The sequence below is a fragment of the Methanoculleus sp. UBA208 genome (assembly GCF_002498065.1).
Classification (GTDB): Archaea; Halobacteriota; Methanomicrobia; order Methanomicrobiales; family Methanoculleaceae; genus Methanoculleus.
Genome location: NZ_DAFZ01000053.1, coordinates 40,730 through 56,091, shown reverse-complemented (window position 1 = coordinate 56,091; position 15,362 = coordinate 40,730). Strand labels below are relative to the sequence as shown.

The following is a 15,362-nucleotide window of genomic DNA, read 5'->3' as shown; positions in this document are numbered from 1 at the left end:
TCTTACGACCCGTCGCAACTCGAAGACCTTCGGTATTCTCATGCTCCTGCCGGTCGCTACGCTCCCGCCAGTCGCATTCAGCACGCTCCCTGAGCGCCCGGTTCATGAGCAGGAACCCAAGATGGGTCGCCCGGAGGATGCCGGTGAGTTCGACGGCGGGCACCAGCAGCCCGGTGAAGACCTCGGCCTGGACGAACCGGGAACCGTCTCCCTCTGGAATGATGGTGAACCGGTGCTCGCCGTCGAAGAGCCCGGCGATCAGGACGCGGCCGATCCACCGGAGCTCGTGGTCTTTCGCGACCCGCAGCACCCTCGGCCGAAACCGCATACTCTTCCTTCCCGGCGGCCGGATATCGACTGTGAGGCGTGTTCCCACCCAGGGCTTCCCCTCGATCGAGAGGATGAACGGGTTCCAGTCGGGGTAGGCGGCGAAGTCGGTCAGCACGCGCCAGACGACCGCGGGCGGGGCGGCGATAACGGTCTCGGCCCGGACCTCCCGGACCAGGACCCCGGAGAGTGCCGGCAGGGGAGCGGTCATGCCCTCGTCACGATCGCACCGGATGGGCCGGGAGGGTGAAAAGGCTTTCTTCCTCTCGCAAAAACAGGAGGGCGGGAGGCAATCCGGGAGCGGTTGCCCCCGCGGGGCCGGAGAAAAGAAGTCGTCCCCCGCGAAACCATTCTCTGAGAGTGACACCATGACGGCAACAGGATACGAGACCTTCTCCCCCGGGGAACCCGAAGAACTCGGACCGCTCGGCCTCGCAGCCGGCGCGCGGCTCGGGCTCGATCGTTTGAGGGACCTGCAGGAGCGCCACGATCTGGAAGTCATCCTCTACTTCGACGAATACCTCGCCCGGAACTCGACGCTCGATGCGGATTTCGCGGACTTCCAGGTCGTCCCGGTGCAGGCCCGGCCGTTCATGCCGCTGCAGGTCTTCCTGCGAGTGATGACGGAGCACGATCCGGGGTTTGTAGACCGCATGCGCCGGGAGCCCCCGCCGGTCGAAGTCCTGGAGACCGGGACGTTCAACCGCTACTCAGGGTGCGTCCAGTGTACACGGGCGTACGTGAAAGGACTGCTGCTGTAGCCCGCCGATCTACCGGCGGGCCGCAACCCTGCCGCGGGTTCCGGGCGTCCGGGTTCCGAGATCGAATTCGGCAAGGACCCGCCGACAGGTGCAGTGGCTGCCCAGGTGGCAGACGGCGGCCTTCGCCGCCTCGAACCGGACGGGAAAGTCGATCCCGGGGATGATCTCGGGAAGGTCGCCGAACCCGATCGTGATGTGCGGCGAGTAGCGCTCATACGCAGAAGTCTCTCCGAACCGCAGGAGGCAGTCGACGGACGGCGCGGATGCATCCCCTGCAAACATCGCGGGTCCGGCCGGGGGTGCCTGGTACGGCTTTACGGCGTTCATCACGGTCTTGTGAAAGAGCTGGTGGATCTCCGCCCGGAGGATGTGAAATGCGGAGACGGTCCCTCCCGTGCCTGAGCGGTGTTTTGCGACGGCGTCGATGGTCATGGCCATGGGGGTGCATCGCCGGGCAATCCGGTCCACCTTCGCGGTGATCTCCGGGATATCGCCACTTCTTGCCGGGAGCATCGCGACCGAGACGTGCGGGAGGCAGTCCTCTCTATCGAGGCGTATCCCCCCGTCCGGGTTGCCGGCAAGCAGCGCCCGGTTCGCACCGATCGCCATATCCATGATCGGCCCGGGCGGCAGGAGGACGACATCGATGGCGACCGTATCGGGAAGTTCGTACATGGGGCCGAACAGGCGGGAGATGTAGAAAAGAGTTTTCCCCGGGATCTGCAGCCCGCGCCGTCACGGCGCGGGTTCACGCCGGGCCCCGCTCACCACTTCACGCCGAAGATCGGCTCCTCCTCGACGATATTCGTGATCCTCCGGACACTCGCCTCCATCGGGACGTCTTTTCCGCTGCAGAGCCCCTGTTTGAGCTGTTCCAGGCCTGCAGCCACCGAGTCATCCTTCGACCGGACACCGCTTACCGTTACCCTGAACGTCAGCGTCACCAGCCATTGGGTCGTCTCCATCTCTTCCCCCTCAGAACGTGGACGGAGTATACCGCCGGGGGAACATAAAGGCAGCTCACAGCCGGAAGGTTGTCCTCCGGTACCCCGGGTCCACGTTCATGAATCCCCGGCACAAAAAATTGGTGGCGGACTGATGAGTGAGAACGGAGAGCAGCAGGACGTTATGAGCACCGGATTATGATGACGTGCAGAGAGGTATAGAGCGTTGCAACACGAATGGAGGTATGTTTGTGACCACTCGTCCGGTGAACCGATCCCGTAACGGCTCGTCCGTATCCCGAACACAATATATTTTGTAGACAATAAAAATGTTTTCCGGATACCCGGTGTGCCGCACCACCCCGGCCCGGAAGAGCAGGCATGCACAACCGTTATATACAAACATCAGGACTCTGGGCTCCGGAGACCCCCTCCAGGAGGGAAGAGAGATGGTTCAAAAACCCGCGGCTGCTCCCCGGAGGGGCATGGGAAGGCAAACGATCGGGCGTATCACGGGCGCACTCATTCTCATCCTGCTGCTCATCCCGGCAGCGGCGTCCGCGGCCGCCCCGACGGTGTTCGTCTCCAACTACACCGTCACCCCTGCCGTCCTCATGCCCGGGGACGAAGGGACGATCACGGTGGTGCTCACGAGCACCGCCCCGGGAGCCACGGGATCGCCACTCAATATCCGGCTGGATCCCGGTACGGGAGAGGCGAACACATCTACGGAGACGCAGGAGAACGCCTACATCGAGAACGTGCTCCTGGCGAGCGAGGACGTCGAGGTCCTGACCGGGAGTTTCCAGGATATCGGCGAGATCGGTCCCGGCCAGTCCTTCCCTCTCACCTTCCGGATCCGCGCTCCCGGAGAAGAAGGGATCTACTTCCCGGAGGTCTGGGTCCGGGTGCGGGACGGGGCCGGTGTGCGGTATCCCGTGCCGGTGAACGTCAACTCCGCGTATGCCTTGATCAAGAAGCCCGTGCTCCGGTTGGAGAGGGCCGTCCCGGCATCCGTCGATCCGGGCGACCCCTTCAACGTCACGCTCATCCTCCATAACGACGGCCAGGCCAGCGCGAGCGACATCTCCGTCGACGTCAACGCAACTTCCGGCGCGATCACCCCGCGGAACTCGGAGAACTACTACATCCCGAAACTCGGGGCCGGAGAAGAGTCGGTCCTGAACCTGACCTTCGAGACCGATACCGGCGTACCGCTCGGGCTTACACCTGTCATCGTCACCGTCGACTACAGGGGCGCCAATCTCGCGGCGTTCCGGCAGGTGGCGACGATCGGCATTCCCATCGTCGGCCGCGCCGAGATGGGCATCGCCTCCATCAGGACCGAACCGGCCCGGATCACCGCCGGAGACCCGGTGGACCTGACAATCCGGCTGGAGAACACCGGAACGGCGGACGCGGAGTCGGTCCGGGCGACCATCGAAGACCTTCCCCTCCCGGGCTCAAAGGAGGCGTTCCTCGGGACTATCGAACCCGGCAACGACGGTCCCGCTGTCTTCGCCCTGCAGGCCGACGAGGAGGGAGTCTTCGACTACACCCTCGTCATACACTACACCGACGACTACGGGGAGCGCACGGTCAGGCAGGCCCTGCAGGTTGTCGTTGCGGAGCAAAGCCCGGTTCCGGCGATCGCCGCCGCGGCAGCCGTCCTCGTCGTCATCATCGCGGCCGCGGTCTTCTGGTACCGGCGGCGAAAGGAGGAGTGACGTGCCTGTGCTTGCAGGCCTCAGGGTCTCCGCGTTCCTGGCGTGGAAATCCATCCAGCGCGGAAGCAGGGGAACGCTCGCTCTCACCATCATGATCATCGCCCTCATCTTCGTGAACCTGGTCTTCCTCCCCTCCATCATCTCCGGGGTCGTCGAGACCTTCAACACCCAGTCGATCGACTTCGACCTCGGAAACCTGGTCATCGAGCCCCGGGAGGGCAGCCAGTACATCGACGACGTGACCGGCCTCCAGAGGAAGGTCGAACGTATCCCGGGGATCGCCGGGGCGACCTTCTTTTACCGGGGCCGCAACGCCGCAAGCACGCTCTACGGCATAAACCCGGAAGATGAGCGGTCGGTGACGAGGATCGCCGATTACATGACCACAGGAGAGTTTCTCTCGAACGGAGATACCGACGCGATCGTCATGGGCGCAACTCTCGCGGGGAGCGAGGGGGAGGAGGCGGGCGGCCTTCCCTCGCTCCAGGGGATCGGGGTCGGCGATTCGGTGGAGGTGGCCTACCCGAACGGCGAGACACGGACCTACCGGGTGAAGGGGATCTTCGAGACCCAGTCCTTCGGCGTCGATACGGCAGCCTTCGTCACCAGCCGCGAGATAAGCGAGGTGCTCGGGCTCGATAACCAGGCGTCCATAATTCTGGTGAAGACCGAGGTCAACGGCAGGGAGGAGGAGTACAAAACGGAGATCCTCTCCTACGGCATCCAGGAGGAGATCCTGACGTTCCGGGAGAAATCGGGAGGGTTTGTCGACCAGGCGATCCAGAGCTTCAACATCATCAACGCGATCTCGACGCTCGTCAGCCTGATCATCGCCATCGTGGTGGTCTTCATCGTGATCTTCATCAACACCGTGAACCGGCGGCGGCAGATCGGGATCTTGAAGGCGATCGGCATCGACCAGCAGATCATCATCAACTCTTACGTCCTCCAGGTGCTCTTTATCACCGCCGTCGGGGCGCTGGTCGGGATAGGACTGAACGCCGGCGTGACGACCTACCTGACCGCCTACCCGCTCGTCTTCCCCGGCGGCCCGGTCTACCCGGACGTGGAAGCGTCGGCCATCCTCCGGAGCATCGCAAGCCTCTTCGCGGTCTCGGTGGTGGCGGGCTACATCCCGGCGTGGCAGATCGCCCGGGAGGATATCCTCTCCGCAATCAGGGGGTGAGAAGACTGATCGTTGCAGAAAACCTCACGAGGGTCTACACCATGGGGAGGGTTGAGGTCCGTGCCCTCGGGGGCGTCTCGCTCGAGGTCGCGAAAGGAGAGTTCGTCGGGATCATGGGGGCGAGCGGCAGCGGCAAGTCGACGCTCCTCCATATCCTCGGGCTCCTCGACCGGCCCACCTCCGGCAGGGTCACGATCGACGGGACCGACGTCCTCGCCCTCTCCGACCACCGGCGAACCCTTTTTCGGCTGAACCGGCTCGGCTACGTCTTCCAGGACTACGCGCTCATCGGTGAACTCACCGCGCTCGAGAACGTTTACCTGACATCGCTTGTCCGGGGGGCATCGAAAGCCGAGTACCTGAAACGAAGCGCCGAGATCCTCCGCCGGGTCGGCCTCGGCGACCGGATGGACCACCGGCAGAGCGAACTCTCGGGCGGGGAGCAGCAGCGGGTGGCGATCGCACGGGCACTCGTGAACAACCCGAGCATCCTGCTCGCCGACGAGCCCTGCGCGAACCTCGACAGCCAGACCTCGAAGAGCATCCTCGACCTCTTCGCCCGCTTAAACGAAGACCTCGACCAGACGATCGTGATGGTCTCGCACGAGGACTGGCACAAGGAGTACTTCTGCCGGATCGTCACCCTGCGGGACGGGCTGATCGAGGAGATGGTGGAGTGCAGGAAGGAGCCGCACCCGGGCGGAGGTGAGGCAGGGTAGAGCCGGAAAAGACAGCGCCGATATTTTTATATCACTCCCGGTATACAACCCGGCCGGTGAGAAATATGCAGGAGATGAAGACGTTCAGGTGCAAGGACCTTGGCCTTGCGTGTGAGTTCGAAGAGAAGGCAGAGGACGAAAACGAGCTGATGAAGCGGGTCGAGGGGCATGTCCAGACCGCCCACCAGATGAACCCGGAACAGCCGGAAGTGCAGGAGAAGATTCGCAAGGCGATGAAGTAGGGGGTGGCTGTGCCACCGATGCTTTTTTAGCTTTGAGCCGGGGCCCACCCCCGACACTCTCCTGGTAAGAACGGCAGGTTTTTCCGGGATCCACGCCACCGGGACCGGTATGATGCATCACAGACACTCTCCGGAAGACGAGGCCGCCCGCCGGCGCTGGCAGCACCCCGAGTCCATCCTCGAGGAGATCGGGCTTGCTCCCGGAGGCACCTTCGTCGACGTCGGGTGCGGGGACGGGTTCTTCGCGCTTCCTGCGGCGCGGATCGTGGGGCCGCGCGGCCGTGTCTGCGGAATCGACATCGACGCCGAAGCGCTGGATCTGCTCCGGGAGAAAGCCTATTCAGAGAGGCTCGATAACGTCATCCTCCGCAAGGGAATGGCCGAGGAGATTGTCCTCTGCGACGGATGCACTGACATCGTCTTCTTCGGCATCGACCTTCACGACTTCGTCGACCCGGTCCGGGTGCTTCGAAACGCAAAACGGATGGCGCGCAGCACCGGCGTGGTCGTCGACGTGGACTGGAAGAAGGAACCCCTGCCCCTCGGCCCGCCGCCCGCAAAGAAGTTCAGTCCGGAGCATGCGGCGTCGCTGATGGTAGAGGCGGGGCTGGAGGTCAGGACAGTGGCGGAGGCGGGGCCGTACCACTACATCGTCACGGCCATGCCGGGGCGATAAAAAGAGGGTTTTTCGGGGTTACTCCAGGTTCGCGATGCCGCCGTAGTCGATGGCGTTCACGAGCGCATCGAGATCCTGCTCAGAGCCGCCTTCGACACTGACATAGACCATGAACCGCTCGTTCACGCCGACCCAGGTGCCGTAGGAGTCGGGTTTGCTGAAGACCTTCCAGGACGGTTGGCCGCCGACGTTGCCCTGCCTGTAGTAGCCCTCGGTCGTCTCGAACGCAACGAGCGAGTCCCACGACTCCCAGTAACCCACGTCGTAATAAGCCGAGTCCTGGATCAGGACGGTCGCCCGGGCATCGCCCTTGCTGTAATCGCGGGACGCCCAGGTCCACTGGACCTCCTGGTCCGTCCAGGTGGCACCCTGCGGCTCGTCTGCAGTCCAGCCCGCGGGCGCATCCGGCAGGAACGGTATCAGCGCCGCAAACGGAACCGCGGTTACGTAGCCCTCTGCAGCCCCGGAGACGGTGGTGCCGGCGGCGGCAGGAGCCGTCGTGGCCTCGGTGGTGGTCGTGGCGGTTGTCGGCGGCGCGGTCGTATCCGGTGGCGTCGACGTACAGCCTGCTGCGAGCAGGCAGATCCCGAGCACGATAAGAAGCACGGGAAAGATCGTTTTTCGAGAGATTATTTTCATAGCAATGTCCTCAGACGGACCTGATCGATAAAATATTATTTATAATTTGCCTCCCCCCGGCACAAGGCGGTCTCATCATCCTGAATCGGTTTTGGAGCGTCCACGGATCCTCTCCGTAACGGTCGATCCCGGTGCAATCGGATCAGGACACGGTCCGGGAGCGGGCACCTCTTCCAGGGGTTTAAGAAAACTATTTAACATATCTGAGCGATCTTATCGCATGATTCAGAGAAAAAGCATCTATAGTGTCCTTATTGCAGGACTCCTGGTACTGTGCATGCTCGGCGCCGGTTGCACGTCGCAGCCGGCGGAACCGGGAACCCCGACCGCGACACCCACCCCGGTGGCGACGACGCCGCCCGCGGCGGAGGAGTACGCCTTTGACGAGACGAACAATAACGAGACCGTCACCCTCCCGGCCGGGAGCGAGATCACCATCAGTCTCGACGAGAACCCGACGACCGGCTACGAGTGGAACGTCACCTCGTCGGCCGGGCTTGAGTACGTGAACGACACCTACATCGCACCGGAGACAGGACTTGTAGGCGCCGGAGGCGTGCATGTATGGGAGTACCTCGCCGCCGAGGAGGGCACCGGCGAGTTCTCCGCAATCTACAAGCGCCCCTGGGAGAACGAGACAGGAGACGAGACCACGTTCTCGATGGCGTTCGTCATCGAGTAACCCTGCACCTTTTTTTCCCGCATCTCCCCTGTCACCGGCCGTTCCCGAACCGCCTCGACACCTCCGCACCCGACCATGGCCCTCCGTGCGCCGCACAGACACGTTCCGGCCCGAAGGCGAGGAGTGTCCGGAGGCTTCTCCTTGCCGCCGCAGGGTCTTGTGTCCTGAGGGGCAGCCGGGGCCTCCCGCCCGGAAACAGAGCGGAGAGAAGGTCGCCGACGATGGCAGTGCCGCCGGCGACAAGGACCGAGACAGAACCGGAAGTATGCCCCGGTGTGGGGACGATCCTGCCCCGGACCCCGAAAGGCGCAAGGTCGGCGATGCCCCTGATGACGATATCGGGCTCAACACCGCCCGAACCGGGGACTGCCCTCCTGCCGCCCGCGAACCCGGTCAGGCGCCCGATGATCCCGGTGGAAAAACGCAGCCCGTCGAACCCGAGGCGCATGAGAGCCGCGTCGGCCTCGTGGACGGCGACCGGCGCGGCGGTCAGTTCCCGGAGCGCGTCGGCGCTCCCGCAGTGGTCCGGATGCCCGTGGGTGACCAGGATCAGGGAGACCTCGTCGGGCCTGATGCCGGCCTTCCTCATCGCGGCCAGGATGGCCGTCTCATCCCCGGGGTTGCCGGTGTCGACCAGGAGCACGCTCCGGTCCCTGACGATGAATGCGGTTGTCGGGCCAAGCGGCACGGAGATGACTGCCGGCAGGTAGCCCATGGCGGCGTTCTCCGTCCTTGTTACCGGGGCCCGTCCGCTCCCGGCAGAACCCTTTCTATCCCGGCCGGCGGCCTTCATGGCATCTCCACTGTGAGATACCCTCTCTCCACATCAATGATTCGGTCGGGGAGGAAAAGTGATGCCAGGCGGAAAACGGGCAGCGCTCCGGCGGATTTACCCGGTGAGAGACGACGATTCCGGCTGCGTTTCAATACGCATATATACAGCAAAAACGAGGTTGGAACTATGACTGATCAGAAAATGGCATCCCGGTATCTTCTCGCAGCCCTCGCGGTCCTCACCCTGGTGCTTGTCGCCCCGGCAGCCGCACAGGAGACCGGCAAACTGGTGGTACAGCCCGGCCAGACGATCGAGGTCGGGGCCGAGCCGTTCGTCGTCGACCTCATCAACCTCCGCAATCAGGACACGCTCAACCCGATCACGGAACTCCGGCAGTACCGGGACGACGATCCCAGGAAACAGGTTATCCGGGTCATCGGCGTGCCGAACGACGACTACTTCAAGATCAATACCTATACGTTCCACGGGAAATACGGACGGTATTTCCCATACAGTACTGCAGACGGCCTGATTGAGCACAACAGCATCCTATTCGTCCACGCTCAGACGCCCACGCCCACTGAAACCGTCACCACGGTCACTGAAACCCCGACAGAGGCACCGCCGGCCACGGCCACGACGGCCCCGACGCAGGCGCCGCTCCCGGGACTGATCGCGATCGCCGCTCTCGGCATCTGCGGGCTGCTCGCCGCGGCGCAAAAGCGGTAGGCAGACTCCGCCGTATCGTTTGAGAAGCAGCCGCGGATCTCCCCGACCGGCAAAACGGGCTGCCGGCCGGCCTCGCAACTTTTCTTGGGGGACGCCCACGCCGGAGACAACCCGGACAACCGACGGGGATGGGATACTGCCGCCGGAAGGCGTTGATAACTCCCCGGATGCGAGGCAGTTTGCCTCTATAACTCCTCGCGGCCGGGACAATAGCCCAACCATGCCCCCGCTTTCGCGAGTTGCGTCCGGCGCATCCGCTCACCGTGGGGGAAAAACAAAAAGGGAGGGTATTCGATACTCGTTACGCCAGATAGTCGTCCGGCCGCGGGATCTGTTCTTTCAAGCCCTTGCGCCGGCGAATGCTCTTGACGACCTCGTCCACGATGCCGGAGGGGACCAGTTCGAACCCGCCGAACTCGGTGCTCCACATCGCGCGACCCTCGGTGGCCGACCTGATGTCCCCGGCAAACCCGAAGAGCTCGGCGACCGGTGCCCTGCCGACGATCGTCATCGTGTCGCCTTCGCTCAGCATATCGAAGACCTGGCCGCGCCGGCCCTGGATCTGCGAGGTAGCAGCGCCCATCTGTTCGCTCGGGACCGTGATCTGGATCTTCTGGATCGGCTCGAGGAGCGAGTCGCCGGCCATCAGCAGCCCCGCCTTGACGGCGCTCCTGACCGCCGGGATGACCTGGGCAGGGCCGCGGTGGATGGCGTCCTCGTGGAGTTTCACGTCCACCAGCCGGACTTTCAGGTTCTGGACCAGCTCGTCGGCGAGCGGGCCGCCACGGAGCGCTTCGCGCCAGCCGTCGAGGACCAGTTCCATCGTCTCGTTGAGGTACTGGATACCCTTCGTCATGTCGATGAACATGTTGGTGCCCTCGATCGCCTTGACGTTCTTGGCCTCGTCCTTGTCCATACCGGCAGCAACGAGGGCATCACGCCGCTCGATCGCCTGCTGGTTCATCGAGATCTCGCCGTCCTGGATCAGCTTCACGATCGCCGGGTCCATCGGCTCGAGCTCGATATAGAACCGGTTGTGGCGGTTCGGCGACTTCCCTTCGACCGGGCCCGCCCGGCCGGTGACCGTCTCGCGGTAGACGACGATCGGCGGGGAGGTGATGATATCGACGCCCTTGTCGCGCTTGATACGGCCGGTGATGATCTCGAGGTGGAGCTCACCCATGCCGCTGATCAGGTGCTCGCCGGTCTCCTCGTTGATCGAGACCTGCACCGTCGGGTCTTCCTTGGCCACCTGGCGAAGAACCTCGACGAGTTTCGGGAGGTCCTTCATGCTTTTTGCCTCGACGGCGACGGTCATAACCGGCTCGGAGTAGTGCTTCAGCGACTCGAAAGGAATCATCTCAAGGAGCGTCGTGACGGTCGAACCGACGATGGCGTCTTTCAAGCCCGTCACGGCGGCGATGTTACCCGCCGGGAGCGCTTCCACCTCGATCCGCTCGGCGCCCATGAAGATGCCGACCTGGGCGAGACGGTTCGCACGCTTCGCCGCACCCATGATGTAACACTCGGTGCCCCGGCGGAGCGTCCCCGAGAAGAGACGGCCGGTGGCGACCTCGCCTGCGTGCGGGTCGAACGAGATATCGGTGACCATCAGGCAGGCGGGGCCGTTCGGGTCGCAGTTGACCATGGCCTTGCCCTCGGGGGAGTTGTAGTCCCCGTGCCAGATGATGTGGATACGCCGGTCCTGGGCCTGGAGGGGGTTCGGCAGGTGCTTGACCACCATGTCGAGGAGGACGGCGTGCAGGGGGCTGTTCTTCGCCAGCCACTTCATGTCGCCGGAGTTGCACTTTTCAAAGACATCCTTGAACGAGACCCCGCTCTTCTGCATGAAGGGCACGGAGACGGCCCAGTTGTAGAGCGCGGAGCCGAAGGCGACGGTGCCCTTCACGGCATCCAGTTTCCAGCCCTCGTTGTACATCTTCTCGTTCATGCCCTTGATCAGCTTGTTGACCTTGTCGATCACCTTCGCGAGGCGGATCTGCATCTCCTGCTCGTCTACCTTCAGCTCGTTGACCAGCCGGTCCACCTTGTTGATGAAGAGAACCGGGCGGACACCCTCTTTGAGGGCCTGCCGGAGCACCGTCTCGGTCTGGGGCATGGTCCCCTCGACCGCGTCCACCACGACGACGGCGCCGTCCACCGCACGCATGGCGCGGGTCACGTCACCGCCGAAATCCACGTGGCCGGGGGTATCGATCATGTTGATCAGGTACCCCTCCCCGCCGTACGTGTGGACCATCGAGACGTTGCTCGCATCGATGGTGATGCCGCGTGCCTGTTCCTCCTCGTCGGAGTCCATGAAGAGCTGCCGGCCGGCGAGTTCCTCGCTGATCATGCCTGCACCGGCGAGCAGGTTGTCCGAGAGTGTTGTCTTTCCGTGATCGATGTGGGCGACGATCCCGATGTTCCGGATCTTCTCCGGCTTGTCCATCAGCTCCGTCACCCGCTCTACCATCTTCTTTCGTCTGGTCATGAAAATACACCAAAAAAATAATAGAGAGTTTTAGCGGGCGGCCTTTGCAATACGTTCTCTCTCTTCTTTCTTCGAGACGGCGTATGAGCGGGTGTCGCCGTTCGCGGCCGCGATCAGTTCCTCGGCAAGCGCTTCGCTCACGCTCTTCTTCTTCTTGTGGCTCGCCTGCAGGACACCGGCGGTGATGAACCGGAGCGCAGTGTCGACACGGCGCTGGGGTGCTGTGTCGACCGACTTCGGCACGTTGATACCGCCGTACTTCAGCCGGACGGTCTCCTCGCGGGGCCCGGTGTTCGCGACTGCGTCCACCAGCACCTGGACCGGGTTCTTCTTGGTCTTCTTGTTGACGATCTCGAAGGCGTCCCGGACGATGCGGATGGCAAGTTCCTTCTTGCCGGTATTGTTCTCGGTCTGCATCATCTTGTTGATCAGGCGCTCGACGATCAGCATGTTGCTCTTGTTGAACTGCTGGCCGACGAGCTTGCCGCAGGAATGCGGCACGATCATCGCGTGCAGGTTCACGTAACGGGCAAGGCTCGGATCCCGGATCTCCACCTCACTCATGTCCCAGCGGTTGAAGAGGAGCTGCTGGGCTCCCGCTCCTGCCTCTGCTTCTACCATACCACTTACCTCCGCGGCTTCTCCTTACGGCCCGTGACCATTTCACGCAGGCTGACGTTGTTCACCTTGGTCACGACAAACCGGACGCCGGGGATATCCCCCTTCGACCTGCCCAGCCTGCCGCCAATACCCTCGATCTCGACCTCATCGTGCTCGTCGATGAAGTTGATGGCGCCGTCGCCGACGGCGAACGCCGTTACCTGCCGGCCGTTCTTGATCAGCTGCACACGGACGCACTTGCGGATGGCGGAGTTCGGCTGCTTTGCCTCGACACCCACCTTCTCGAGAACGATCCCGCGGCCCTGCGGCGCTCCCTCAAGGGGGTCAGCTTTTACATCGAGCCCGAGCTGGCGGCGCGCGTAGCCAGTGTCATGCCACCGGTTATTATTTGCGTCGCGCTTCTGTTTTCGGGCTGCAAATTTACCATTTCCCATCGAATACCCTCGAATTAGTTGAATTTGTGGATAGGAGCAACTCCTGGTGTGCTATAAAGCAACGCGCGTTACGGATTTATATATTGTGGAACCCGCCCGCACGCCGATCTTCTGCCTTGGCTATTTGATCGGGAGCTGATATAATATTATATCCTGGCGGGCAACCTTCATTGATGAATACCCGGATATACAAGGAGGTTTTTTTCGAGGCGACACACCGTCTGATCCACTATAAGGGGAAGTGTTTCCGGCTGCACGGCCACCAGTGGCGCGTGGAGGTCTGGATAGAAGGTACGGCCGATGAGCGCACCGGGATCGTCCTTGACTACAACTGCATCAAGGAGGTCGTCGGCCGGTTCGACCACCAGGTGATCTTGAACCAGGATGACCCCATGGCGGCGTGCATCGAGGAGTTCCACCCGGTCGTCACCACCTCCGGCGACCCGACGAGCGAACTCCTGGCCGGGCAGATCGCGGAGATGATCGACGCCGAGGCCGCACAGCAGGGACACGACGCGCATGTCGTAAAGATCCGGGTCTGGGAGTCGACGACCTGTTACGCAGAGCGCACCTATGATCGTCAGTGAGATCTTCCGGAGCCTCCAGGGGGAGGGGAAGAACCAGGGGCGGCCCTGCACGTTCATCCGGCTCGCCGGGTGCAACCTCAGGTGCGCCTGGTGCGACACCGCCTACGCGTGGGAAGGCGGGCAGGAGATGAGCGTCATAGAGGTCCTCGACCGGGTCTGGCTGCAGAACGGGAAGCACATCTGCATCACCGGCGGGGAGCCGCTCCTGCAGTCCGGGGAGGTTCTCGAACTTCTCAAGAAGTTCGACCTTCACGGCTACACCGTCGAGATAGAGACGAACGGCACCCGGGACTTCCGGGAGATGCAGGCTTTCGCCTCCATCTGCATGGATGTCAAATGCCCCTCGTCGGGCGAGAAGAGCGATCTTACGCTCCTCCCCTTCATCACCCCCCGCGACTGCGTCAAGTTCGTGGTGGCGGACGAGGACGACCTCCTCTACGCCCGGGCGGTGATGAGCCGCTACGATATCCGCGGCGAGGTCTTCATCTCGCCGGTGGAGGGGTCCGATTACCGCGTCATCGCGGACTACATCGTAAAAGAGAACCTCCCGGTGAGGTTTCAGTTGCAGCTCCACAAGATCCTGGGGGTAAAATGATGAAAGCGGTCTGCCTTCTCTCGGGCGGCATGGACTCCACCACGCTCGCCTACGTCGCAAAGGATATGGGCTACGATATCATCGCGCTCCACTTCACCTACGGCCAGCGGACGGAGGCAAAGGAGCGCGAGTGCGCCCAAAGCGTCGCGCGGATGCTCGACGCGCAGGAGTTCGTCGAGATCGGCCTCGAACACTTCAAAAAGATCGGCGCCTCGAGCCTGACGGATGAGAGCATCCCGGTCGAGGAGTATGCCGGCGAGGAGGAAGGGGTGCCGAGCACTTACGTCCCGTTCAGGAACGCGAACCTGCTTGCCATCGCGACCAGCCTCGCGGAAGCCCGGCGGGCGGAGGCGATATTTATCGGTGTCCAGACCGGGGACTACCCCGGCTATCCGGACTGCCGGCCGGAATTCATCGAGGCGTTCCAGCGGGTGGTCGACCTCGGCACGGCGGCGGACCCGCGGATCACTCTGATGACGCCGTTCGTCCGGATGACGAAAGTCGATATCATCAAAAAGGGCCTCGCCCTCGGCGTCCCCTACGAACGGACCTGGTCGTGCTACCAGAACAACGACCGGGCATGCGGGGTCTGCTCCTCCTGCCACTACAGGAGGGAGGCGTTCCGTGAAGCCGGGGTAGAGGACCCGATCGCGTACGAGAGGTGAATCGTGGAGATCTACCGCGGCAGACGGCTTACCGTCGAGAAAAAAGTCTTCACCCTCCCGAACGGGGAGACGAAGGAGCGGGTGGTCGTCCACCCCGGCGGCGCGGTCGCGATCCTCCCGGTCGTTGGGGACGACTGCTACCTTATCCGGCAGTACCGGTTCGCCGTCGGCGACTACATCTACGAGGCGCCGGCAGGCACCATCGACGAGGGCGAAGAGCCGCACGAGACCGCGTACCGCGAGCTGATCGAGGAGACCGGGATGAAAGCGGAGACCTTCGTCCCGAAAGGCTGGATCTACCCCTCTCCCGGCTACACCGACGAGCGGATCTGGCTCTACCGGGCCGAAGGACTCTCTCCCTGCTCCGACTACGGGATGGACGACGACGAGGTGATCGAGGTCGTCCGCGTCCCTGTCAGAGAGCTTCAGGCCATGATTGCGGACGGAAGGATCGTCGATGCAAAGACGATCTGCCTCGCCTGCCGGTGCCTCCAGTGAGGCGGCGGGAGGGGGATTGGCGTATGTGCGCAGATTTATGCCCTCCCCCGGGAAACATATA

20 protein-coding genes are annotated in these 15,362 nt (G+C 63.1%); 12 read left to right on the top strand and 8 right to left on the bottom strand.

Annotated elements, in window-relative coordinates; translation table 11 throughout:
- Positions 1-538, bottom strand: a 538-nt coding sequence (locus BRA62_RS05450; protein WP_292365487.1) for an SRPBCC domain-containing protein, incomplete at its 3' end; no start/stop codon positions are given.
- Positions 539-695: 157 nt separating this feature from the next.
- On the opposite strand from BRA62_RS05450, the gene BRA62_RS05445 reads away from it, so the two are divergent.
- Positions 696-1,088: a hypothetical protein gene (locus tag BRA62_RS05445; RefSeq protein ID WP_292365485.1), complete on the top strand. Its 393-nt coding sequence runs from the start codon at positions 696-698 to the stop codon at positions 1,086-1,088.
- A 9-nt stretch (positions 1,089-1,097) separates the two neighbouring features.
- On the opposite strand, the gene BRA62_RS05440 is transcribed toward BRA62_RS05445, so the two are convergent.
- Both BRA62_RS05440 and BRA62_RS05435 read right to left on the bottom strand, forming a co-directional pair.
- Complete coding sequence (locus tag BRA62_RS05440) at positions 1,098-1,763, bottom strand: hypothetical protein (RefSeq protein ID WP_292365483.1); 666 nt, start codon at positions 1,761-1,763, stop codon at positions 1,098-1,100.
- Positions 1,764-1,852: 89 nt separating this feature from the next.
- Positions 1,853-2,053, bottom strand: a complete 201-nt coding sequence (locus BRA62_RS05435; protein WP_292365482.1) for a hypothetical protein — start codon at positions 2,051-2,053, stop codon at positions 1,853-1,855.
- Between the two features lie 464 nt (positions 2,054-2,517).
- Between BRA62_RS05435 and BRA62_RS05430 the strand changes: the two genes are divergently transcribed.
- The 5 genes from BRA62_RS05430 (at position 2,518) to BRA62_RS05410 (ending at position 6,582) form a co-directional block, all read left to right on the top strand.
- Positions 2,518-3,759: a COG1361 S-layer family protein gene (locus BRA62_RS05430; protein WP_292365481.1), complete on the top strand. Its 1,242-nt coding sequence runs from the start codon at positions 2,518-2,520 to the stop codon at positions 3,757-3,759.
- Position 3,760: 1 nt separating this feature from the next.
- Entirely contained in the window at positions 3,761-4,945 is a 1,185-nt protein-coding gene (locus tag BRA62_RS05425) for an ABC transporter permease (protein WP_292365480.1), read from the top strand.
- Positions 4,946-4,950: 5 nt separating this feature from the next.
- A complete protein-coding gene (locus tag BRA62_RS05420) occupies positions 4,951-5,664 on the top strand; it encodes an ABC transporter ATP-binding protein (RefSeq protein ID WP_292365496.1) in 714 nt (237 codons plus the stop codon).
- A 65-nt stretch (positions 5,665-5,729) separates the two neighbouring features.
- On the top strand, positions 5,730-5,906 hold the full coding sequence (locus BRA62_RS05415) for a DUF1059 domain-containing protein (protein WP_292365494.1): 177 nt from the start codon (positions 5,730-5,732) through the stop codon (positions 5,904-5,906).
- 109 nt (positions 5,907-6,015) lie between these two features.
- Positions 6,016-6,582 (top strand): class I SAM-dependent methyltransferase, encoded by a 567-nt coding sequence (locus tag BRA62_RS05410; protein WP_292365479.1) that lies wholly within the window; start codon positions 6,016-6,018, stop codon positions 6,580-6,582.
- An 18-nt stretch (positions 6,583-6,600) separates the two neighbouring features.
- Here BRA62_RS05410 and BRA62_RS05405 read toward each other — a convergent pair whose 3' ends face one another.
- Positions 6,601-7,221 carry a hypothetical protein gene (locus BRA62_RS05405; protein ID WP_292365478.1) on the bottom strand — a complete coding sequence of 207 codons (621 nt, stop codon included), beginning with the start codon at positions 7,219-7,221 and terminating at the stop codon, positions 6,601-6,603.
- Positions 7,222-7,441: 220 nt separating this feature from the next.
- Here BRA62_RS05405 and BRA62_RS05400 point away from each other — a divergent pair, with 220 nt between their 5' ends.
- On the top strand, positions 7,442-7,903 hold the full coding sequence (locus tag BRA62_RS05400) for a protease inhibitor I42 family protein (RefSeq protein ID WP_292365477.1): 462 nt from the start codon (positions 7,442-7,444) through the stop codon (positions 7,901-7,903).
- Positions 7,904-7,934: 31 nt separating this feature from the next.
- Here the strand turns inward: BRA62_RS05400 and BRA62_RS05395 are convergent, their stop codons facing one another.
- Positions 7,935-8,696, bottom strand: coding sequence for an MBL fold metallo-hydrolase (locus BRA62_RS05395; RefSeq protein ID WP_292365475.1), 762 nt, complete (start codon positions 8,694-8,696; stop codon positions 7,935-7,937).
- 168 nt (positions 8,697-8,864) lie between these two features.
- Between BRA62_RS05395 and BRA62_RS05390 the strand changes: the two genes are divergently transcribed.
- The gene (locus BRA62_RS05390) at positions 8,865-9,407 is read left to right on the top strand and encodes a hypothetical protein (RefSeq protein WP_292365473.1); all 543 of its coding nucleotides are present in this window, start codon (positions 8,865-8,867) and stop codon (positions 9,405-9,407) included.
- Between the two features lie 301 nt (positions 9,408-9,708).
- Here the strand turns inward: BRA62_RS05390 and BRA62_RS05385 are convergent, their stop codons facing one another.
- The 3 genes from BRA62_RS05385 to BRA62_RS05375 are packed head-to-tail and all read right to left on the bottom strand — an operon-like array spanning position 9,709 to position 12,956.
- Positions 9,709-11,901, bottom strand: coding sequence for an elongation factor EF-2 (locus BRA62_RS05385; protein ID WP_292365471.1), 2,193 nt, complete (start codon positions 11,899-11,901; stop codon positions 9,709-9,711).
- 30 nt (positions 11,902-11,931) lie between these two features.
- Positions 11,932-12,522 carry a 30S ribosomal protein S7 gene (locus BRA62_RS05380; RefSeq protein ID WP_292365469.1) on the bottom strand — a complete coding sequence of 197 codons (591 nt, stop codon included), beginning with the start codon at positions 12,520-12,522 and terminating at the stop codon, positions 11,932-11,934.
- A 5-nt stretch (positions 12,523-12,527) separates the two neighbouring features.
- Positions 12,528-12,956, bottom strand: a complete 429-nt coding sequence (locus BRA62_RS05375; protein ID WP_292365467.1) for a 30S ribosomal protein S12 — start codon at positions 12,954-12,956, stop codon at positions 12,528-12,530.
- Positions 12,957-13,129: 173 nt separating this feature from the next.
- Here BRA62_RS05375 and BRA62_RS05370 point away from each other — a divergent pair, with 173 nt between their 5' ends.
- From BRA62_RS05370 to BRA62_RS05355, 4 genes are read left to right on the top strand one after another with little or no spacing between them, the layout of a single operon-like run.
- On the top strand, positions 13,130-13,543 hold the full coding sequence (locus BRA62_RS05370; protein ID WP_292365465.1) for a 6-pyruvoyl trahydropterin synthase family protein: 414 nt from the start codon (positions 13,130-13,132) through the stop codon (positions 13,541-13,543).
- Entirely contained in the window at positions 13,530-14,138 is a 609-nt protein-coding gene (locus BRA62_RS05365; protein WP_292365463.1) for a 7-carboxy-7-deazaguanine synthase QueE, read from the top strand. Before BRA62_RS05370 ends, BRA62_RS05365 begins: the two co-directional genes overlap by 14 nt.
- Entirely contained in the window at positions 14,138-14,803 is a 666-nt protein-coding gene (queC, locus tag BRA62_RS05360) for a 7-cyano-7-deazaguanine synthase QueC (RefSeq protein WP_292365460.1), read from the top strand. The genes BRA62_RS05365 and queC overlap by 1 nt, the downstream gene beginning before the upstream one ends.
- Before the next feature lie 3 nt (positions 14,804-14,806).
- Positions 14,807-15,301: an NUDIX hydrolase gene (locus BRA62_RS05355; RefSeq protein ID WP_292365458.1), complete on the top strand. Its 495-nt coding sequence runs from the start codon at positions 14,807-14,809 to the stop codon at positions 15,299-15,301.
- Positions 15,302-15,362: the final 61 nt, after the last annotated feature.